Raw genomic sequence first — 21044 nt, 5'->3', positions numbered from 1 at the left:
AATGGGCGACAGAATCGGGCAAGACCTATAAAGAACCCAACGGGTATTGCCATGCCGATTTGCGCCATCGAGTCGATCGAGACCATCATCGTCGATCTCCCCACCATCCGCCCGCACAAGCTGGCGATGCACACCATGCAAAACCAGACCCTGGTGATTATCCGCGTGCGGTGCGCCGACGGCATCGAAGGGATCGGCGAGTCCACCACCATCGGTGGCCTGAGCTACGGCAACGAAAGCCCCGACAGCATCAAGGTCAATATCGACCAACACTTCGCGCCGCTGTTGATCGGCCAGGATGCCAGCAACATCAACGCCGCCATGTTGCGCCTGGAGCGCAGCATCCGTGGCAACACCTTTGCCAAGTCCGGCATCGAAAGCGCCTTGCTCGATGCCCTTGGCAAGCGCCTGAGCCTGCCGGTCAGCGAGCTGCTCGGCGGCCGCGTGCGCGATGCCCTGCCGGTGGCCTGGACGTTGGCCAGCGGCAATACGCAAAAAGACATCGACGAAGCCGAAAAAATGCTCGACCTGCGCCGCCACCGCATCTTCAAGTTGAAGATCGGCGCCGGTGAAGTCAGCCAGGACCTGGCCCATGTGGTCGCGATCAAAAAAGCCCTGGGCGAGCGTGCCAGCGTGCGCGTCGACGTCAACCAGGCCTGGGACGAAGCCGTGGCCCTGCGCGCCTGCAAGGTGCTGGGCGATAACGGTATCGACCTGATCGAACAGCCCATCTCGCGCAATAACCGTGGCGGCATGGCCCGGCTCAACCTCTCGAGCCCGGCGCCGATCATGGCTGACGAGTCCATTGAATGTGTCGAAGATGCCTTCAACCTGGCCCGCGAAGGCGCGGCCTCGGTGTTCGCCCTGAAGATCGCGAAAAACGGCGGCCCGCGCGCCGTACTGCGCACGGCGGCGATTGCCGAGGCGGCGGGTATCGGCCTGTATGGCGGCACCATGCTTGAAGGCGGTATTGGCACCCTGGCCTCGGCCCACGCGTTTCTCACCCTCAATAAACTGGCGTGGGACACCGAGCTGTTCGGACCACTGCTGCTGACCGAGGACATCCTCAGCGAGCCGTTGGTGTATCGCGATTTCCACCTGCATGTCTCGACCGCCCCGGGCCTGGGCCTGGCCATCGATGAGGAACGCCTGGCGTTCTTCCGTCGCGACAAACATTAAGAGGACGCCTGCGATGTTGTTTCACGTAAAAATGACCGTAAACCTGCCCGTGGACATGAACCCCGAGCGTGCGGCGGCCCTCAAGGCCGACGAAAAAGCCCTGGCCCAACGCCTGCAAGCGCAGGGCAAATGGCGCCACCTGTGGCGCATCGCCGGGCTGTATGCCAACTACAGCGTGTTCGATGTCGACAGCGTGCAGGAACTGCATGACCTGCTGATGCAACTGCCGCTCTATCCCTACATGGCCATCGAAGTGAATGCCCTGTGCCGGCATCCGTCGTCGATCCATGAGGATGATCGCTGAGTCTGTCTAGCCACCTAATAATTACAAGATGAGGATTGCACCATGTCCATTCGACTGTCCCAGACTGCCCACGCCCAACGCTTCCTCGAAGAAGCCAGCGGCAACCTCAATGACGCCGGCAACCCACGGGCCAAGGCGCTGATCTACCGGATCCTGCGCGATACGGTAAATATCATCGAAGACCTGGAAGTGACCCCGCAAGAGTTCTGGAAGGCGGTCAACTACCTCAACGAACTGGGCAAGAACCAGGAAGCCGGGCTGCTGGCCGCGGGCCTGGGCCTGGAGCATTACCTGGACCTGTTGATGGACGCCGCCGACGAGCAAGCCGGCAAATCCGGCGGCACCCCGCGCACCATCGAAGGGCCGCTGTACGTGGCGGGTGCGCCGCTGTCCAAATACGAAGCGCGGCTGGACGATGGCCTGGATGCGGCCGTGCCGCTGTTTATGCGCGGGCAAGTGCGCGATATCAACGGCAAGCCGTTGGCCGGGGCGATTGTGGATGTGTGGCAGGCCAACACCGGCGGTACTTACTCCTGGTTCGACCCATCGCAATCGGAATTCAACCTGCGTCGCCGGATCGAGACCGATGCCCAGGGCAATTATCGTTTCCGCAGCATCGTGCCGTCTGGCTACGGCTGCCCACCGACCGGCCCGACCCAGCAGTTGCTCGATCAACTGGGGCGCCACGGCCAGCGGCCGGCGCATATCCACTTCTTCATCTCGGCACCGGGGCATCGGCACCTGACCACGCAGATCAACCTGTCGGATGATCCGTATCTGCATGATGACTTTGCCTACGCGACCCGGGATGAGCTGATTGCCGAAATTCGCTTCAGCGAAGACCCGCAGCTGGCGCGGGAGTTTGGCGTGGAGGGCAAGTTTGCGCAGATTGATTTCGACTTCGAGTTGCAGCCGGCGGCCGCGCCCGTAGAGCAAACACGCATGCAACGCGTACGCGCCCTCGAAGACTGAATGCAGTAAACAATGTGGGAGCAGGCTTTTGTGGGAGCTGGCTTGCCTGCGATGGTGTCGCCTCGGTATTGCAGATAAACCGAGGTGTCTGTATCGCGGGCAAGCCCGGCTCCCACAAAAGCTAGCTCCCACAGGTGATCAGCGGTGTGTTGGTTATTTGCGTACAACCAGGTCCAGCACCTCATCCCGGTCCTTGATCTTCTGCAACACGATCTCCGAGCGGATATCCATCACCCCCGCCGTGCGGTTCAGGTGGTTCACGATAAAGTCCGAGAAGTGCTTGAGGTTGCGCGCCTGCACCCGCAGCACATAGTTACTGGCGCCGGTGATCACATAGGCACTGGCCACTTCCGGCCAGCCTTGGACCTTCTTGATAAACGTCTCGTGCCAGTCCTCCACATCCTGGCGTAACGACAGGTGGACGATGGCTTCCAACTCGATCCCCAGCTGCTCGGCATTGAGCACCGCGCGATAACCGCTGATCACCCCCTCACTTTCCAGCAGGCGCAAGCGGCGCAGGCAGGCGGACGGCGACAGGGCGACTTTCTCCGCCAGTTCCTGGTTGCTGATACGGCCATCCTGTTGCAGGAAATGCAGGAGGCGCAGGTCGGTGGCGTCGAGAATCATGCTTAGAATTAATCCGCGTATTTGGAGGTTAAATTCGAATTTCCTACAGCTTATTAAGCCAGTTGTAGCGCACTTTGCACGAAAATTCTGCAAATCTTCGTTCATTATTTGGTCCATCGTCACCTATAAAAACAGGACTTTTCATGACCAGCCGAAATCATTGCCAGACCCTCGACGCCCAAGACCCGCTGGCGCCACTGCGCCACCAATTTGCGCTGCCGGAAGGGGTGATCTACCTCGATGGCAACTCACTCGGCGCACGCCCGGTGGCGGCGCTTGCGCGGGCACAAGCTGTGATTGCCGAGGAGTGGGGCAATGGTTTGATCCGCAGCTGGAACAGTGCCGGCTGGGCCGACCTGTCCCAGCGCCTGGGCAACCGCCTGGCGCCGCTGATCGGCGCGGGCGAGGCCGAAGTGGTGATTACCGATACCACTTCAATCAACCTGTTCAAGGTGCTCAGCGCCGCCCTGAGCGTGCAGCGCCAACGCCAGCCGCAGCGCAAGGTGATTGTCAGCGAAGCAAGCAACTTCCCCACTGACCTGTACATCGCCGAAGGCCTGGCGGCACTGCTGCAGCAGGGCTACAGCCTGCGCCTGGTGAACAGCCCGGACGAACTGCCGGCGGCCATCGACCAGGACACCGCCGTGGTGATGATCACCCACGTCAACTACAAGACCGGCTACATGCACGACATGCAGGCGCTGACCGCCCTGAGCCACGAGTGCGGCGCGCTGGCGATCTGGGACCTGGCGCACTCGGCGGGCGCGGTGCCGATTGACCTGCACCAGGCCGGCGCCGACTACGCCATTGGTTGCACCTACAAATACCTCAACGGCGGCCCGGGTTCCCAGGCGTTTGTCTGGGTCAACCCGGCGCTGGTCGAGTTGGTGACGCAGCCGTTGTCGGGCTGGTTCGGCCATAGCCGCCAGTTCGCCATGGAGTCCAACTACGTGGCCGGCAAAGGCATCACCCGCTACCTGTGCGGCACCCAGCCGATCACCTCGCTGGCGATGGTCGAGTGCGGCCTGGATATCTTCGCCCAGACCGACATGGCCAGCCTGCGCCGCAAATCCCTGGCGCTGACCGACCTGTTTATCGAATTGGTGCAAAGCCGCTGCGCGGCCCATGACCTGACGTTGATCACCCCGCTCGAGCACGCCAGGCGCGGCAGTCATGTGAGCTTTGAACACCCTGAAGGCTACGCCATCGTCCAGGCCCTGATCGCCCGTGGGGTGATCGGTGACTACCGTGAGCCGAAGATCATGCGCTTTGGTTTTACCCCGCTGTACACCAGCTTTACCGAGGTGTGGGATGCGGTAGAAATCCTTGGCGAAATCCTCGATGAAAAAACCTGGGACCAGCCACAATTCAAGGTGCGCCACAGCGTCACCTGAAAACACCACAAAACCCTTGTAGGAGCTGGCTTGCCAGCGATGAAATCGCCTCGGTCCGACTGACTACCGAGGTGTCTGCATCGCAGGCAAGCCAGCTCCCACAGCCAGCTCCCACAGGTGCTTGGCCAGCAGTAACAATCACAATAATAAAAGGGGCACGCACGTGACCACGCCAGACAACGGCTTTGCAGCAATCACCAACCGCGAACTGGGCCTGCGGCGCCAGCTCACTTCCGGGCAGATGAGCATGATCGCCATCGGTGGCGCCATCGGTACCGGGCTGTTCATGGGCAGTGCCTACGCCATCGGCTATGCCGGGCCCAGCGTGCTGGTCAGCTACGCCATCGGCGCGTTGATCACCTTGTTGTTGATGGGCTGCCTGGCGGAAATGACGGTGGCCCATTCCACCTCGGGCTCTTTTGGCGCCTACGCCGAGTTCTACATCAGCCCCCTGGCCGGTTTTTTGGTGCGCTATGCCTACTGGGCGGCGATTGTGCTGGCGGTGGGCGCCGAGGTCACGGCGGTGGCGATGTACATGAAGTACTGGTTCGCCAACGTGCCGGAATGGGTGTGGATCGTCTCGTTCTCCAGTGTGCTGATCGTGCTCAACGCCATCAGCGTCAAGACCTTCGGCAACTTCGAATACTGGTTCTCGACGATCAAGATCAGCGCGATTGTCGGCTTCATCATCCTCGCGGTGTATGTGGTGTTCGGCTCCGGCAACCCGGATTACGGGGTGCAGAACTACACGGCCCATGGCGGGTTTTTCCCCAATGGCCTGAGTGGCATGTGGATCGCGGTGATCGTGTCGATCTTCAGCTACCTGAGCGTGGAAATGATCGCGGTGGCGGCGGGCGAAGCGGCCGACCCTGAGCAGGCGGTGAAAAAAGCCTTCCGCGCGACGATTGTGCGGCTGGTGGTGTTCTACCTGCTGACCCTGGCGCTGATGCTGGCCATCGTGCCCTGGAACCAGTCCGGGCAGAGCCAGAGCCCGTTTGTCACGGTGATGCAGACCATTGGCATTCCCGGCGCCACCGGGGTGATGAACTTCGTGATCCTGATTGCCGCGCTATCGGCCATGAACAGCCAGCTCTACATCACCACGCGCATGATGTTCAGCCTGTCCCGCGCCGGCTTCGCGCCAAAATCCATGGGCGCCTTGAGCAAGAACGGGATCCCGCTCAATGCCCTGTTGCTGTCCAGTTCGGGCATCGCCCTGGCGACCCTGCTCAACGTGGTGTACCCGGAAAGTTCCTTCACCTTGATGATGGCCATCTCGATGTTTGGCGCGATCTTCACCTGGTTCATGATCTTCCTCACGCACCTGTTCTTCCGCCGCTATCGCAAGCGCCACGGCGGGCCGAAGTTGTCGTTCCAACTGCGGCTGTTTCCCTACAGCACGCTGCTGGGGCTGGTGCTGATGGGCGCGGTGATGATCACCACGTTCTTCACCGAAGCGTTCAAGATGACCCTGGTGTTTGGCGTGCCGTTCCTGTTGATTCTCTCGGCGGTGTATTACGTGTTTTTCCGCAAAGGCACGGACAAGGCATCGAGCAAGGCCCTGGCGTAACCCGGTAACTGCTCGAACGAGCGCGCGCACAACAGCAGTTTGCGACAGGCCCAGTCCTCCATCAGGGGCTGGGCCTGGAATGGCCGCGCGCGGGGCCAGCGCTGCAACGCGGCCAGCGGCACAATTCCCAGGCCCGCGCCACGGGCGACCATGCGCATCACCCCATCAAAACCATCGGCCCGCACCCGGGTCTGCAAGCGAAAGCCTGCGTGCAGGGCCTGTTCCTCCAGGTACACCGCCAGCGCGCTGTCGGCGGCCAGGCCCACGTAGTCGTAGGGCAGGCTGTCGATAAAACTCAGCGCGCCGGCCGTCAGCGCGTGACCCGTCGGCAGGATCAACACCAACGGGTCATCGCGAAACGGCCGGGTCTGCAAGCCATGGGTGTCCACCGCATCGGAAATAATCCCCAGGTCCGCCGCGCCCTGGCGCAGGGCGTGGGTGATGCGCAGGCTGGGCAGCTCTTGCAGGTCGATATCGAGGTTGGGGTGGGCGCAGAGAAAATCCGCCAGCAACTCCGGCAGGTATTCGCTGAGGGCGGTGGTGTTGCACAGCAGGCGCACCTGGCCTTTGACGCCGTTGGCGTATTCCGCCAGCTCCTGTTGCAGGCGTTCGGCCTGTTGCAACAGCAGGCGCGCGTGCCGGGCCAGGGCGTTACCGGCGGCAGTCGGGGTCACGCCACGGCGGCCGCGCTGCAGGAACTCGACGCCCAGTGAGGCCTCCATTGCGCGGATGCGCGCACTGGCGGCGGCCAGGGACAAGTGGCTGCGGGCGGCGCCGGCGGTGATGTTGCCGGTGTCGAGGATGTGCAGGTAGAGGCGCAGGTCGGTCAGGTCAAAGTGCATGGCTGGGGTTCTCGGGTGCCTGGACGGGCCTTATCGCAGGCAAGCCAGCTCCCACATTTGGAAGGGTGAACACATTCAGAATGTGGGAGCTGGCTTGCCTGCGATAGCGGTCTGAGCCTCACACAAAACAAGAGGCAGCCTCAGTATATGGCGAATTTCCAACCCCGCGCCAAACCCGCAAACTGCCCCCATGACCACCTTCCTCGCGTTCTACCAAAACCTGGGCTCAGCCCTGACTCTGCTGGTGATCGGCACCTTCCTGCTGGCCGGTGCCGTCAAGGGCGTGATCGGCCTGGGCCTGCCCACCGTCGCCATGGGCCTGCTCGGCCTGGCTATGTTGCCGGCGCAGGCTGCGGCTTTGTTGATCATCCCTTCGACGATTACCAACCTCTGGCAACTGAGCTTCGGGGGGCACCTGGGCGCATTGAGCAAACGCCTGTGGCCCATGCTGCTGCTGGTTTTCTTGGGCACCGGGCTCGGTTCGCTGTGGCTGGGCATGGACGGTGGCCCCTGGGTGGTGCGGGCCTTGGGCGGGGCGTTGCTGGTGTATGCGCTGTGCGGGCTGTTGCTGCCGACGTTCCGTGTGCCTGCCCGCACCGAGCGCTGGCTGGGCCCGCTGTGTGGGCTGCTGACGGGGATCATCACCTCGGCCACCGGCGTCTTCGTGATCCCGGCCGTGCCCTACCTGCAAGCACTGGGCTTGAGCCGTGACCAACTGGTGCAGGCGCTGGGCCTGTCCTTCAGCGTGTCGACCCTGGCCCTGGCAGGCGGGCTGTTCTGGCGCGGCAACCTCGGGGCCGGCGAACTCAATGCTTCGTTGCTGGCGCTGGTGCCGGCGCTGCTGGGCATGTGGCTGGGGCAAAAGCTGCGCCAGCGCATCAGCGCTGTGCTGTTCAAGCGCGTGTTCTTTATAGGCATGGCAGCCCTGGGCGGGCACTTGCTGGTGGGTGGCTAGCGCAACAATCAAATGATTACTCGTGCCTTAGGGTCAAAAGTGTTTTGCCGATCCGTGGCTTACTCCCCCGAGGAGTTGCCCGTAGCCTGCGCTCATACATTTTCAACCTTCAGGTAAACCTCCATGAAAAAAGTTCTGTTGCTCAACGGTGGCAAGAAATTCGCCCACTCCGATGGTCGCTACAACAACACCCTGCATGACGCCGCCCTGGCGGTGCTGGACCGGGGTGGTATCGACGTGAAAGTCACCCATATCGACGCCGGCTACGACGTGGCCGAAGAAGTCGCCAAGTTCCTCTGGGCCGACGTGATCATCTACCAGATGCCCGGCTGGTGGATGGGCGCCCCGTGGATCGTCAAGAAGTACATCGACGAGGTCTTCACCGAAGGCCACGGCAGCCTGTACGCCAGCGATGGCCGCACCCGTTCCGATGCGTCGCAAAAATACGGCAGCGGCGGCCTGATCCAAGGCAAGCAGTACATGTTGTCGCTGACCTGGAACGCGCCGCAGGCCGCATTCGACGACCCCAGCGACTTCTTCGAGGCCAAGGGCGTGGACGCGGTGTACTTCCCGTTCCACAAGGCCAACCAGTTCCTCGGCATGAGCGGCCTGCCGACTTTCCTCTGTGTGGACGTGATGAAACGCCCCTCCATCGAGGCTGATGTGCTGCGCTACGAACAGCATCTGGCCCAGGTGTTTAACCTGGCGCCGTAATACGGCTAGTATCCACGCAGCCGTATTCACGAGGATGCACGTTGAAAGCCCGATCCGATGAGCTACAGATCTTCGTCTGCGTGATTGAATGCGGTTCGATTTCCGCCGCCGCCGAACAAGTCGGGCAGACGCCCTCGGCGGTCAGCCGCACCCTGTCGCGGCTCGAAGCCAAGCTCGACACCACCCTGATCAACCGCACCACGCGGCGCATGGACCTGACCGAAGAGGGCAAGTACTTCTTCGAGCAGGCCAAGCTGATCCTGGAACAGATGCAAGCGTTGGAAGAGCGCCTGTCGTCGCGCCAGAAAACCCCGTCCGGGCGCTTGCGGATCAATGCGGCGTCGCCGTTCATGCTGCACGCCATCGTGCCGTACGTCGCCGAGTTCCGCCGCCTGTACCCGGATATCCAGCTGGAGCTCAACAGCAACGACCTGATCATCGACCTGCTGGAGCAGAGCACCGATATCGCCATCCGCATCGGCGCCCTGGCGGATTCGACCCTGCACGCCCGCTCCCTGGGCTGCAGCCCGCTGCATATCCTTGCCAGCCCGGCCTATCTGGCACAACACGGCACGCCAGCGACCGTGGCCGACCTGGCCAACCATACGTTGCTGGGCTTTACCCAGACCGAAACCCTCAACCACTGGCCGCTGCGCCATGTGCAGGGCGACCGCTGGCAGATCGAGCCGGGCATTGCCGCGTCCAGCGGTGAAACCCTGCGCCAACTGGCGTTGGAGGGGCAGGGGATCGCCTGCCTGTCGCACTTCATGACCATCGAAGACATCAACGCCGGCCGCTTGCAGACGGTCCTGGCTCCGTTCAACAGCGGTTACCGCCAGCCGATCCACGCGGTGTACTACCGCAACTCGCAACTGGCCCTGCGTATCCAATGCTTCCTCGACTTTATCCAGGAAAAACTGGCGCGCTACGCCTGTTGACCTGCCCGTTGTAGGAGCCGGCTTGCCGGCGATAGCGGCCTGAAGGTTGTGGGGTGATGCAACTGGCCTCATCGCCGGCAAGCCGGCTCCTACTGGTTCGGTTTCGTGGTTTTGCGTACCATCGCCGCCTCATTCCCCGCAACTCCCCCGGTAAACCCATGAAGCTCTCTCGTCTGCGCGCCGACGCCCTGGCCGGACTCACCACGTCTTTTGCCTTGTTGCCCGAATGCATCGCCTTTGCCCTGGTAGCCCACCTCAACCCGCTGATGGGACTGTATGGCGCCTTTATCATCTGCACCTTGACCGCGTTGTTCGGCGGCCGGCCGGGGATGGTCTCGGGGGCGGCTGGGTCGATGGCGGTGGTGATCGTCGCGCTGGTGGTGCAACACGGGGTGGAGTACCTGCTGGCGACGGTGGTGCTCGGCGGCCTGATCATGATTGCCTTCGGCCTGCTGCGCCTGGGCAAGTTGGTGCGCATGGTGCCGCACCCGGTGATGCTCGGTTTCGTCAACGGCCTGGCGATCATCATCGCCCTGGCGCAACTGGAGCATTTCAAAAGCGCTGAGGCCTGGCTCAGCGGCACGCCGTTGTATGTGATGACGGGGTTGGTGGCGGCGACCATGGCCATCGTCTACCTGCTGCCCCGCCTGACCCGCGCGGTGCCGCCGGCGCTGGTGGCGATTCTTGGCGTGGGGCTTGCGGTGTATCTGCTGGGCTTGCCCACCCGCACGCTGGGCGACATGGCCCACATCGCCGGCGGCCTGCCGACGTTTGCCCTGCCGCAGATCCCCTGGACCCTGCAAACCCTGGGCATCATCGCGCCTTATGCGTGTTTGATGGCCATGGTCGGGCTACTGGAAACCTTGCTGACCCTCAACCTCACCGACGAAATCACCGAGACCCGTGGCTACCCCGACCGCGAAAGCGTGGCCCTGGGCGCGGCGAACATGGTCAGCGGGGTGTTTGGCGGCATGGGCGGCTGCGCGATGATCGGGCAGACGGTGATCAACCTCAGCTCGGGCGGGCGCGGGCGGTTTTCCGGGGTGTTTGCCGGGGTGATGATCCTGCTGTTTATTTTGTTCCTGTCGCCGCTGATCGAGCGCATTCCCCTGGCGGCGCTGGTGGGGGTGATGTTCGTGGTGTCCCAGCAGACCTTTGCCTGGGCGTCGCTACGGGTGATCAACAAGGTGCCGCTCAACGATGTGCTGGTGATCATCGCGGTGACGGTGATCACGGTGTTCACCGACCTGGCCACGGCGGTGCTGTGCGGGATTGTGATTGCCGCGCTCAACTTTGCCTGGCAGCAGGCCCGTGAGCTGTACGCCGATGAACATCTGGAGGCCGATGGCAGCAAGCTCTATCGCCTGCACGGCACCTTGTTCTTTGCCTCGACCACACCGTTCTTGAACCAGTTCGACCCGGCCAACGATCCGGCCCAGGTAACGCTGGACTGCCGGCACCTGAGCTTTGTCGACTACTCCGCCATCGCCGCGTTGATGACCTTGCGCGAGCGCTACGCCAAGGCCGGCAAGCACCTGCGGGTGCTGCACTTGTCGGAGCGCTGCAAGAAACTGCTCAAGCGTGCGCGGGTGCAGCACGACTGATCCTGGCGGGATAGGCGAGGGGGTTAGGGGCCGACGAGGTTTTCCAGTTCCTCGGCGCGGGTCTGGGTCATGTCCAGCACACAGCCCGAGCCGTTGACCTGATCGATGCTGCCCCCGGTCGCGGAGCCGACGAAGGCGCAATTGGCATCGCGGTATTTGATCCACAGGCGTTGCACATCCTGCAGTTGTTGCTTGCGCTGGCCCTGGGCATCCAGCGCGGCTTTATAGGCGTTGTTCAGGCGCTGGTCCTGAATCCTGGTTTGTTCAACGTTGCAACTGACCATCGCCGCCGTGGTGTTGGCAGCGTCCAGGCACTTTTGCAGGGCCGGGCTGCTGTCGGCGGCCACTGCGGCGCCGCACAAGGCCAGCCACAGCGTGCTGGCGGTGAAAGTTCTCAGGTTCATCTTGGGCTTCCTGGCGGTTATTGGGTTGCAGTTTAGGCCAGCAGTCGAGTTTCCCGTATCTGCTCTGTGCTGCATGTAAGAACTATCCCCCGATTTTCATCCTGGCTCTGCGGGCATGTCCCAAAGCGACAGCGCTTACCTGTGGGCGAAAATTACTTTCATAAAATTTGAAAACCTTCCTCGGTAATGATTTATGAGTTTCACAACCAATTCGACGTGACCCTTTCCGAGGAGTACCGCATGGCCGCATCACCGGGCGTCTGGCTGTTGGCATACGCTGCCATCGCCATCATTGCATTGATCGTGCTGATCGCACGTTACCGGCTCAACCCGTTTATCGTCATCACCCTGGTATCCATCGGCCTGGCGCTGCTGGCCGGGATGCCGGCGGATACGATCATGGGTTCCTACGAGGCGGGCGTCGGCAAGACCCTGGGGCATATCGCACTGGTGGTGGCCCTGGGCACGATGCTCGGCAAGATGATGGCCGAATCCGGCGGCGCCGAGCAGGTGGCGCGCACCCTGATCAACCGTTTCGGCGAGCGCAATGCCCACTGGGCCATGGTGTGCATTGCCTTCCTGGTGGGGCTGCCGCTGTTTTTCGAGGTCGGTTTTGTACTACTGGTGCCGATTGCCTTTACCGTGGCCCGGCGTGTGGGCGTGTCGATCCTGATGGTCGGCCTGCCGATGGTCGCCGGCCTGTCGGTGGTGCATGCCCTGGTGCCGCCGCACCCGGCGGCGATGATGGCGGTGCTGGCGTATAACGCCTCGGTCGGGCAAACCGTGCTGTATGCGATTTTGATCGGCATCCCCACCGCGATCATCGCCGGCCCGGTGTACGCCAAGTTCATCGTGCCGCGCATCCATTTGCCCGCCGAAAACCCGCTGGAGCGCCAGTTCATCGAGCGCGAGCCGCGCACCCGCCTGCCCAGTTTCGGCCTGACCATGGGCACCATCCTGTTGCCGGTGGTGCTGATGATGATCGGCGGTTGGGCCAACCTGATCTCCACGCCTGGCAGCGGCTTCAACCAGTTCCTGTTGTTTATCGGCAACTCGGTGATCGCCTTGCTGTTGGCGACCCTGGTCAGTTTTTGGACCCTGGGCCTGGCCCAGGGCTTCAACCGCGAGTCGATCCTCAAGTTCACCAATGAATGCCTGGCGCCGACCGCCAGCATCACCCTGCTGGTGGGCGCGGGCGGCGGCTTGAACCGGATCCTGGTAGATGCCGGCGTGACCCATGAAATCCTCGGCATGGCCAATGCCTTCAACCTGTCGCCGCTGGTGATGGGCTGGTTGTTCGCTGCGCTGATGCGCATTGCCACCGGTTCGGCAACCGTGGCCATGACCACCGCGTCGGGCGTTGTCGCCCCCGTGGCCCTGGGCCTGGGTTACCCACACCCGGAATTGCTGGTGCTGGCGACCGGTGCCGGTTCGGTGATCTTTTCCCACGTCAACGACGGCGGCTTCTGGCTGATCAAGGAATACTTCAATATGACGGTGATCCAGACCTTCAAGACCTGGACCGTACTGGAGACTTTGATTTCAGTGGTCGCCTTCGGCCTGACCTACGGCCTGTCTCTTGTTTTATGAGCCTCATCCTGTAACCCGGAGACCCCATGGACATCCTCTACCAGATCCGCGCCCGCCAGGATTCCTTCAGCGCTGGCGAAGGGCGTATCGCCCGGCTGATGCTCGATGATGTAGGTTTTGCCGCATCCGCCAGCCTGGAAGAGCTGTCCCAGCGGGCCGAGGTCAGCACCGCCACCTTGTCGCGCTTTGCCCGCAGCGTCGGTTGCCGCGACTTGCGCGACCTGCGCCTGCAACTGGCCCAGGCCAGTGGCGTGGGCAGTCGTTTTCTGGACCCGGCGGGGTTGCCCGAGCAGTCGGCGTTTCATCGCCAGATCCTCGGTGATATCGAAGCGACGTTGCGCCAGCACCTGTCGGGTTTCAACCAGGCCGGGTTTGTCGATGCGGTGAACCTGCTGGGCAAGGCGCGGATGATCCACGCGTTTGGCATGGGCGGCCCGTCGAGCCTGTGCAGTGAAGAGTTGCAGGTGCGCCTGGTACGCCTGGGCTACCTGATTGCCGCCTGCCGCGACCCGGTGATGATGCGGGTCATGGCCGCCACGTTGAGCGCCGAGCACGCACTGATTGTCTGCTCCCTCACCGGCCTGACGCCCGAGCTGCTGGGCGTGGTGGAACTGGCCCGCAATTATGGCGCGCGGGTCGTCGCCATCACCCTGGCCGATTCGCCGCTGGCGCAGTTGGCTGACGTACTGCTGCCGCTGCAACCGGCGGAAACCAGTTTTATCTACAAACCCACGGCGGCGCGCTACGGCATGTTGCTGGCCATCGATTTACTCGCCACCGAACTGGCCCTGGCCATGCCGGACGACAACCAGGAACGCCTGCGCCGGATCAAGCTGGCCCTGGACGACTATCGCGGCGGCCCTGACAGCCTGCCGCTTGGAGATTGAAATGAAGTACCACACGCTGATTCGCCAGGCGCTGATCATTGATGGCAGCAACACGCCGGGGTATCTCGCCGACGTGGGGCTGCGCGAGGGGCGGATCGAGAAAATCGGCGACTTGTCGGCCGCCCGGGGCGAGCATGAGATCGAGGCCAATGGCCGTGTACTGGCGCCGGGTTTTATCGACGTGCACACCCACGACGACACCGTGGTGATCCGCCAGCCGCAGATGCTGCCCAAGCTCAGCCAGGGCGTGACCACGGTGATTGTCGGCAACTGCGGCATCAGCGCCGCGCCGGTCAGCCTGCGTGGTGCCCCACCGGACCCGATGAACCTGCTGGGCAAGGCCGAGGCGTTCGCCTATCCGCGTTTCCTCGATTACCGCGCGGCGGTGGAAAACGCTCACCCGGCCCTCAACGTCGCGGCATTGATTGGCCATACCGCTTTGCGCAGCAACCATATGGACGACCTGCACCGCACCGCCACCGCCACCGAAATCGCGGCGATGCGCGAGCAACTGCAGGAAAGCCTGGCGGCGGGCGCCCTCGGCTTATCCACAGGGCTGGCCTACGCCAGCGCGTTCAGCGCCGACACCGACGAAGTGCTGCAACTGAGTGAAGAGCTGACGGCGTTTGGCGCGGTGTACACCACCCATCTGCGCAGTGAGTTCGAGCCAGTGCTGGAGGCCATGGACGAGGCGTTTCTGATCGGCCGCCACGCCAAGGCACCGGTGATCATTTCCCACCTCAAATGTGCCGGCGCCGGCAACTGGGGGCGTAGTCCACAGCTGCTGGCGTCCCTGGAACAGGCGGCGAAGAGCCACCCGGTGGGTTGCGATTGTTATCCCTATGCCGCCAGTTCCTCGACCCTGGACCTCAAGCAAGTCACCGATGCCTTTCCCATCACCATCACCTGGTCGACGCCGCACCCGCAAGTGGGCGGGCGCGATCTGCAGGACATCGCGGCCGAATGGGGCGTATCCCTGCTGGACGCCGCCCGCCGCCTGCAACCGGCGGGGGCGGTCTATTACGGCATGGATGAGGCCGATGTGCAGCGCATCCTCGCCCACCCACTGTCGATGGTCGGCTCCGATGGATTGCCGGAAGACCCGTTCCCCCATCCGCGCTTGTGGGGCGCATTTCCACGGGTGCTCGGACATTTCAGCCGCGACCTGGGACTGTTCCCGCTGCACACAGCCGTACACAAAATGACCGGCCTGTCGGCCGCGCGCTTTGGCCTGGCCGAGCGTGGCGAAATCCGCGAGGGGCATTGGGCTGACCTGGTGCTGTTCGACCCGTTGCGGGTAAGGGATGTGGCGGACTTCAAGGACCCGCAACGTGCCGCCGAGGGGATTGATGGGGTGTGGGTCAATGGTGTGTTGAGCTACTGCGAGGGGCAGGCGAATGGTCAGCGGGCTGGGCGCTTCCTGGCGCGTAGCGGGGATTTGCGGCGGGGTTTTGCCCAGGTGTGATCGGCCGTGAGGTGTGTCGGATTGTGGTCAATGAGGGCTTACAAAAGGTAGGTTGTGACGGTGGAAGCGCTATCTAAGATGGGCAGGACTTCTTACGGAGAGCCTGTATGCCAAATCAATATGATAGCGTCAGTCGTTTCGGTAACCCGCCCAACGTTGCGGCCGCGTTGTACGCCAGTGGCCCTGCTGCCAGCATTCATGCGGCGACCGCCAATGCGCTGGCAGCCTTTCCTTTCCCCCGCGATACGATCAAAGGCTGGATCCAGGAAAAAGTCTGGAACCTGACCAACCAATGGATCGACCCTGACAAGGTCTACCTGCATAAATTTTCGTCGGCGCACAGCAGGCACAATCCCAGTGCGGTGACGGGGTGGGAGCACAACGGGGCTCCCGAATCCTCCATGACCCTCACCGAGGCCGTCGCCAGCGATTTTTTCTCGGCGCAGCGCTATGGCGCTGCCGGGAAGGCCCAGGCGGTAGCCCATTTCCTGTCTTCGAACACAAGCCCGTTCTCCCTGTTTGAAAGTGAAAGCGTCACGGACTTTTTCAGCCGTCTGGGCCGGTTCGTTCTTGATCGAACCGGGCCTGGCTACATTTACTCGAAAATTCATGATGATGTACCCAATGCCCGGGAGGCCTGGCGGGACCTGGATTCAGTCTACGGCCTCTACCTGGATGGCCCGCAAAAGGGCAGCTACAACGCGGACAATCAACTGCGCATGAAGCCCAGCGAGTTGTTGGATTTGGTGCGCGAGGGCGACTTGCAGAAGAAGGTGATTGCCAAGCTGGACGACTTCTGGACCCAGCACGGCAGCGAGTGGCGCATGCTGGCGAAAAAGCAGTTTGTGATGCAAGCCCGAGCCGCCCGGAGCCTGAACCAGAAAGATCCCAGCCAGGGCTTGAGCCCGCAGGCGTATGCCAGCGTCATGCAGGCGGCCGCGCCCAACGTGCCGCTCGAAGGCCCGGTGTCAAAAGAACAGTTACAGGCCGAGGCGGCGCCAGGGCCGGACACCCGGGTGTTGTGCTTCGACATTAATGGCTACCGCTCCAACAACATCCTGCGGTTTGTCGCGAAGGATGGCAGCGAAACCTTGTATATCCCCGGGGGCCAACCCTCCTTGCTGGCGTTCAAGGACCGTGCCGAAGTGGACCAGTGGGTACTTGCGCAGAGCAACGACCCGGCGAAGGCCACGGCGCTGGAGGCGCATTTTTCCTTGCGCGATCGCCAGCAGGGGGTATTCGGCGCCCTGATTGCCAGCGGTGTGGACAGTACCCTGAAAAAACTAGGTTTTCGTGACCTGGCGGCCAACGACAGCCATATCGACACCCTGAATTACCCTGTCGGTGGTGATGTGTTTTCCTTCATGGCCAGCCAGACACGTGAGCGCATCAACAACGATGCCGATACCGAAATGAAGTCCAATGCCGAGGTGTACAAGGACGATGCCCTGGGCCTGTTGCAAGCGGGCAATGCGGTCTTTGCCATCCCGATGGCATTGCTCGGGCCGATTGGCCTGGCGCTTGGCACCGCATTGTTTGGAGCACAGGTGGGGCTGGAAATCGACACGGCTGTGCAAGGCGATACCCAGGCCGAGCGCGCGAGTGGCTTGCATGCTGCGGTGATGGACGTGGCGACGATGGGGTTTTTTCATGCGCTGGGCAAGTCTGTTCCTCTCACTGCCGATCCTGCCGTCGAGGCAGCCTCACCAGCGGGCCAGGGCGAGGCTGCAAACGGCGCGGGAGCCAGACCTTTTTTCAATTATCGACGAGTGAACGGCAAAATTGGCGTGCTGATGAGCCCCGACGGCCCGCCACGTTTACCCGCGCCGCTGGGGGGCAAGCTGAATCCTGCGTGGGATCCCTCCATGGAAATCTACCTGCAGTCGGGATCCCGGCGGCCGCAGGTTCAGCCCAGGTATGAGACCCCACAGCCCAGCCCCAAAAGACCCAGGCTTGACGACTCGGAGGGGGAACTGTCGGAGGATGAGCAGTCGCCACCTTCCGTGGCTTCGGATGCCACTTCATCCGGGGATTACGATCCCTATGAGGATAATGTCATCAAGACCAACCCCTTCAAGGCCGGCGTCACCCTGCCTGCCGGTGGGTATTTCAACAGTCGGGGCATGATCGAGCGCACCGACCGGCCCAAGTTGTATCGCGTCGAAAAGGCCGAGCGCGTGGAGCGCCGGGGGGACCCGTTGGATGTTGGTTTTCGGGACTCAAACTTCTTTTCCGGGCCCGAAAAAATGATGGATGGCAAGGTGCTGGTGGCCTCTGGCTCCAAGGCCGCGGCCATGCATTTTGGCGAGACAGAGTTCAGCGGCGATTACCATTTGTACGAAATCGACAGCCGCGGCATTCCTTCTGTGTCCTTCAATGAAAACATCGACGCCAACCCTCAGTTCGTCGAGGCCCGCCAGTGCGTTGCACCCGGTACCCTTGAGCGTCTGCGCAACGAGGGGCGCCTGGATGAGTTTGCGGCCAATGCCTATAGGTTCGATGAGGTGCATGTGTCCAATGAGGATCTGTCGAACGCGCGGATCACCAAAATCCCCCATGGTTGAACGCAGCGTCGTCAGGCATTCACAGTGGACGGGCTATGGGGTAGGGTGATGGCGCCTCAACAGGGAGTATTCTGGATTTGGAGAGTCTTATGCGGTTAGGAAACGTCACCCCCATCCTGCGGATTTTCGACGAGGCCAAGGCGCTGGAGTTCTACGTCGATTTCCTGGGATTCAAGGTCGATTGGCAGCACCGGTTCGAAGCGAATTTTCCGTTGTACCTGCAAGTGTCGTTGGGCGAGTGCGTGCTGCATCTATCCGAGCACCATGGCGATGCCTCACCGGGCGCAGCGGTGCGGATCCAGGCACCAGGGGTGGATGGGTTCCAGCAGCAATTGCAGGCCAAGAATTATCGCTTTGCCAAGCCTGGAGTGGAGGAAACTCCCTGGGGCTCGCGGGAGATGAGCATCAAGGACCCGTTTGGCAATCGGCTGGTGTTTGTCGAGGAAGGGCAAGCCTGATCGACAAATTTCAGGCAATAAAAAACCGCCTTGGTAGGGCGGTTTTTTATTGCAATCCCAGTTAGTGGCTGGGGTTGCTGTCTCAAAAGACGCAATCGACCTGCCCGCGAATATTAACGTTGGCCATATAGGTTCGCAAGGTTCAACGATGATCGGCACCGATCGCTTCTGAAGCTTTGCTCGCGTCAAAGCAGACTGTAAAAAGCTGCAATAAATCTACCGTCAAATACTGGATGTTTGACCACTATTGGTCACACCTTTGGCCTAAATGTTGGTTAGGATCTCCCCCGTTCTGCGTCTGTCGCTTTTAGGTGAGTCGGGTATGCGGGCGAATTCCGGACCGGCCGCCACGGGCTAGTAATCCGTGCCGGATTCATGCGGAAGGACCATTAGCCCGGCCACCTCAAGAGACGTAATCGACCTGCGTCCAAAGGCTCACGTGTTCCGGTAAGTGCGCTGGAGGTAAGGCCCAACTCTTAGGAGGGCCGAGTATGTCCAAGTTTGCACGACGTACGTGGGACCTCGTAGTGAATTGCCTGCGTGTTTATCACGTCTGGAAATTCCTGCGAGACAGCTTCGATGACCGCTAAGGCCTGAGAAGTGGAGCCGCCCCGGTTTCGGCCGGGGCGGCTTTTTGCTTAGACCCGGAAGTGGCTGACCATCTGCTGCAACTGGCTGCCCAGCCGTGCCAGTTCGACGCTCGACTTGGCAGTCTCGTCGCTGGCCGTTGCGGTCTGTTCCGATACGTCACGTACATTGACGATGCTGCGGCTGATCTCTTCGGCCACGGCGCTTTGCTGTTCGGCGGCGGCGGCGATCTGTTGGTTCATCGACTGGATGTTCGACACCGTGCGGGTGATGTTCTCCAGGGAGACGCCGGCCTTGCGGGTCAGTTCGACGCTGCTGTCGGTCAGGCTGCGGCTGTTGTTCATCACATTGGCCACTTGCTGGGTGCCGTTCTGCAAGCCGGCGACCAGGCCTTCGATTTCTTCGGTGGATTTTTGCGTGCGCTGGGCCAGGCCACGTACCTCGTCGGCGACCACGGCAAACCCACGCCCGGCTTCACCGGCGCGCGCCGCTTCAATCGCTGCGTTGAGCGCCAGCAGGTTGGTCTGCTCGGCCACGGCCTTGATCACGTCCATCACGCTGCCGATCTTGTTGCTCTCTTGTTGCAGGTGGGCCATGGCGTCAGTGGAGCGTGCCACTTCGTCGGCCAGGCGTTCGATCTGGGCGATGGCTTCGGCCACCACCTTGTCGCCTTCGCGGGCCTGGCCATCGGCGGCGGATGCGGCCTGGGAGGCTTGTTCGGCGTTGCGCGCCACTTCCTGCACGGTGGCGGTCATTTCATGCATGGCGGTGGCCACTTGATCGGTTTCGATTTTCTGGCTGTTGACCCCGGCGCTGGTCTGCTCGGTCACGGCCGACAGCTCTTCGGCAGCGCTGGCGATCTGCGTGACGCCGTCGCGGATCCCGGAAATCAGCTCGCGCAAGGTGGTGCCCATGCGCTGGATGCCTTGTTGCAGCACGCCCAGTTCGTCGCGGCGGGTCACTTGGATGTTGTGGCTCAGGTCGCCGGAAGCGATGCGCTCGACCACGGCCAGGGTTTCCTGCAGCGGGCGGGTGATCTGCCGGGTGATGACCAGCGCGGCGATAATCCCCACCAGCAGCGCCAGCACGGTGCTGATCAGTTGCAGGCTGCGGGCCTGGGCGCTTTCGGCGTCGCGGCGTTGCAGCTGGATGTCATACAGCGCTTCGCTGCGCGACACGATATCGGCACCCTGCACGGTCATTTCCTGGCGAGCGAGGACGATATTGGCGTTGGCCGCTTTATACGCCTGTAGCGCATTGCGATAGGCGCCCAGGGCATTTTCCAGGGCGATCAGCTCGGCTTGCTGGGACTCGCCAAACACGTTCTTCAAGCCTTTTAGGCCATTGATCGCCGATTCAATCTGCGCCGCGGCACGGGCTTCGGTGTCCGGGTTGACGTTGCCGGTGTAGCCGCGCACTTCATAGCGGGCCACCTGGAACTCTTCCTTGGCGTGGTTGACGGCTTCGTACTGGGCGAAGCGTTCACTGCTTTCAGGCAACTGCCGCACGCTCTGGTCCAGTGCCGCAATCACCAGGCCGGCGGCGTCGGCGCGTTCGCCCATGGTCTGGCGAGCCGCGTTGCCGTTACGGTAGGCCTCGCGCATTTTGTTCAGCGACTGCCGGTAGGCGGTGATGATGTCTTTCTGCTCGTTGAGCAGCTTGAGGTTTTCCGGGCTCTTGAAGCTGTTGACCAACTGTTGTTGCTGCGCGGCAAAACTGTCGAGGGTGGTCTGGACGTTCTGCGCCACGGTTTCATCGCCGTTGGCGAGCATGTATTGCAGGCGCACGATCCGCAGTTTGGTCAGCGAGGCGTTGAGCTGGGTGATGTCGCTCATCCAGTTGCTGCGGTCGATCAGGCTGCCCAGGCTGGTCCAGCCGGTGAGCGCGAGGATCGAGGTGAGCACCAGTACCAGGCCGAAGCCCAGGCCCAGTTTCAAGTTGACGCTGATGTTGCCAAACCATGTATTCATCGAATTCCTCCAGGAACAG

The 21044-nt window shown here is 62.1% G+C and carries 18 protein-coding genes; 14 read left to right on the top strand and 4 right to left on the bottom strand.

Annotated features, from left to right (window positions below; genetic code table 11):
• The first annotated feature begins 51 nt into the window (after positions 1–51).
• From HBO19_RS25465 to catA, 3 genes are read left to right on the top strand one after another with little or no spacing between them, the layout of a single operon-like run.
• Positions 52–1179: a muconate cycloisomerase family protein gene (locus HBO19_RS25465; protein ID WP_170043669.1), complete on the top strand. Its 1128-nt coding sequence runs from the start codon at positions 52–54 to the stop codon at positions 1177–1179.
• Positions 1180–1192: 13 nt separating this feature from the next.
• Complete coding sequence (gene catC, locus HBO19_RS25460; protein WP_029299901.1) at positions 1193–1483, top strand: muconolactone Delta-isomerase; 291 nt, start codon at positions 1193–1195, stop codon at positions 1481–1483.
• A 42-nt stretch (positions 1484–1525) separates the two neighbouring features.
• On the top strand, positions 1526–2455 hold the full coding sequence (gene catA / locus HBO19_RS25455) for a catechol 1,2-dioxygenase (protein WP_169955131.1): 930 nt from the start codon (positions 1526–1528) through the stop codon (positions 2453–2455).
• Between the two features lie 153 nt (positions 2456–2608).
• Here catA and HBO19_RS25450 read toward each other — a convergent pair whose 3' ends face one another.
• Positions 2609–3082, bottom strand: a complete 474-nt coding sequence (locus tag HBO19_RS25450) for an Lrp/AsnC family transcriptional regulator (protein ID WP_017531067.1) — start codon at positions 3080–3082, stop codon at positions 2609–2611.
• 143 nt (positions 3083–3225) lie between these two features.
• On the opposite strand from HBO19_RS25450, the gene kynU reads away from it, so the two are divergent.
• Both kynU and HBO19_RS25440 read left to right on the top strand, forming a co-directional pair.
• Positions 3226–4476, top strand: coding sequence for a kynureninase (gene kynU, locus HBO19_RS25445; RefSeq protein WP_169955130.1), 1251 nt, complete (start codon positions 3226–3228; stop codon positions 4474–4476).
• Positions 4477–4639: 163 nt separating this feature from the next.
• Positions 4640–6046 carry an amino acid permease gene (locus tag HBO19_RS25440; RefSeq protein ID WP_169955129.1) on the top strand — a complete coding sequence of 469 codons (1407 nt, stop codon included), beginning with the start codon at positions 4640–4642 and terminating at the stop codon, positions 6044–6046.
• Here the strand turns inward: HBO19_RS25440 and HBO19_RS25435 are convergent.
• Entirely contained in the window at positions 5992–6888 is an 897-nt protein-coding gene (locus HBO19_RS25435; protein ID WP_170058539.1) for a LysR substrate-binding domain-containing protein, read from the bottom strand. The genes HBO19_RS25440 and HBO19_RS25435 overlap by 55 nt on opposite strands.
• Positions 6889–7078: 190 nt before the next feature.
• Between HBO19_RS25435 and HBO19_RS25430 the strand changes: the two genes are divergently transcribed.
• The 4 genes from HBO19_RS25430 to HBO19_RS25415 all read left to right on the top strand — a co-directional run bounded on the left by HBO19_RS25430 (position 7079) and on the right by HBO19_RS25415 (position 11099).
• Entirely contained in the window at positions 7079–7843 is a 765-nt protein-coding gene (locus tag HBO19_RS25430) for a sulfite exporter TauE/SafE family protein (RefSeq protein ID WP_170043666.1), read from the top strand.
• Between the two features lie 123 nt (positions 7844–7966).
• Positions 7967–8557: an NAD(P)H-dependent oxidoreductase gene (locus HBO19_RS25425; RefSeq protein WP_169955126.1), complete on the top strand. Its 591-nt coding sequence runs from the start codon at positions 7967–7969 to the stop codon at positions 8555–8557.
• A 41-nt stretch (positions 8558–8598) separates the two neighbouring features.
• Complete coding sequence (locus HBO19_RS25420) at positions 8599–9495, top strand: LysR family transcriptional regulator (RefSeq protein ID WP_169955125.1); 897 nt, start codon at positions 8599–8601, stop codon at positions 9493–9495.
• A 158-nt stretch (positions 9496–9653) separates the two neighbouring features.
• Positions 9654–11099, top strand: coding sequence for a SulP family inorganic anion transporter (locus HBO19_RS25415; protein ID WP_170058538.1), 1446 nt, complete (start codon positions 9654–9656; stop codon positions 11097–11099).
• 23 nt (positions 11100–11122) lie between these two features.
• Here the strand turns inward: HBO19_RS25415 and HBO19_RS25410 are convergent, their stop codons facing one another.
• The gene (locus HBO19_RS25410; RefSeq protein WP_170058537.1) at positions 11123–11503 is read right to left on the bottom strand and encodes a lysozyme inhibitor LprI family protein; all 381 of its coding nucleotides are present in this window, start codon (positions 11501–11503) and stop codon (positions 11123–11125) included.
• 186 nt (positions 11504–11689) lie between these two features.
• Between HBO19_RS25410 and HBO19_RS25405 the strand changes: the two genes are divergently transcribed.
• The 5 genes from HBO19_RS25405 (at position 11690) to HBO19_RS25385 (ending at position 18467) form a co-directional block, all read left to right on the top strand.
• Positions 11690–13093 (top strand): gluconate:H+ symporter, encoded by a 1404-nt coding sequence (locus HBO19_RS25405; protein ID WP_170043663.1) that lies wholly within the window; start codon positions 11690–11692, stop codon positions 13091–13093.
• A gap of 26 nt (positions 13094–13119) precedes the next feature.
• Complete coding sequence (locus HBO19_RS25400) at positions 13120–13980, top strand: MurR/RpiR family transcriptional regulator (RefSeq protein WP_170058536.1); 861 nt, start codon at positions 13120–13122, stop codon at positions 13978–13980.
• 1 nt (position 13981) lies between these two features.
• Positions 13982–15445 (top strand): D-aminoacylase, encoded by a 1464-nt coding sequence (locus tag HBO19_RS25395; RefSeq protein ID WP_170058535.1) that lies wholly within the window; start codon positions 13982–13984, stop codon positions 15443–15445.
• Positions 15446–15552: 107 nt separating this feature from the next.
• Positions 15553–18009, top strand: a complete 2457-nt coding sequence (locus HBO19_RS25390; protein WP_170058534.1) for a DUF6543 domain-containing protein — start codon at positions 15553–15555, stop codon at positions 18007–18009.
• An 89-nt stretch (positions 18010–18098) separates the two neighbouring features.
• Positions 18099–18467, top strand: coding sequence for a glyoxalase superfamily protein (locus HBO19_RS25385; protein WP_169955118.1), 369 nt, complete (start codon positions 18099–18101; stop codon positions 18465–18467).
• 638 nt (positions 18468–19105) lie between these two features.
• Here HBO19_RS25385 and HBO19_RS25380 read toward each other — a convergent pair.
• Entirely contained in the window at positions 19106–21025 is a 1920-nt protein-coding gene (locus tag HBO19_RS25380; RefSeq protein WP_170058533.1) for a methyl-accepting chemotaxis protein, read from the bottom strand.
• Positions 21026–21044 lie beyond the last annotated feature (19 nt).

The organism is Pseudomonas sp. WS 5021, from assembly GCF_012985535.1.
Lineage (GTDB): Bacteria > Pseudomonadota > Gammaproteobacteria > Pseudomonadales > Pseudomonadaceae > Aquipseudomonas.
The sequence above is the reverse complement of the archived record's forward strand: the minus strand, read 5'-3'. Positions and strand labels throughout refer to the sequence as shown.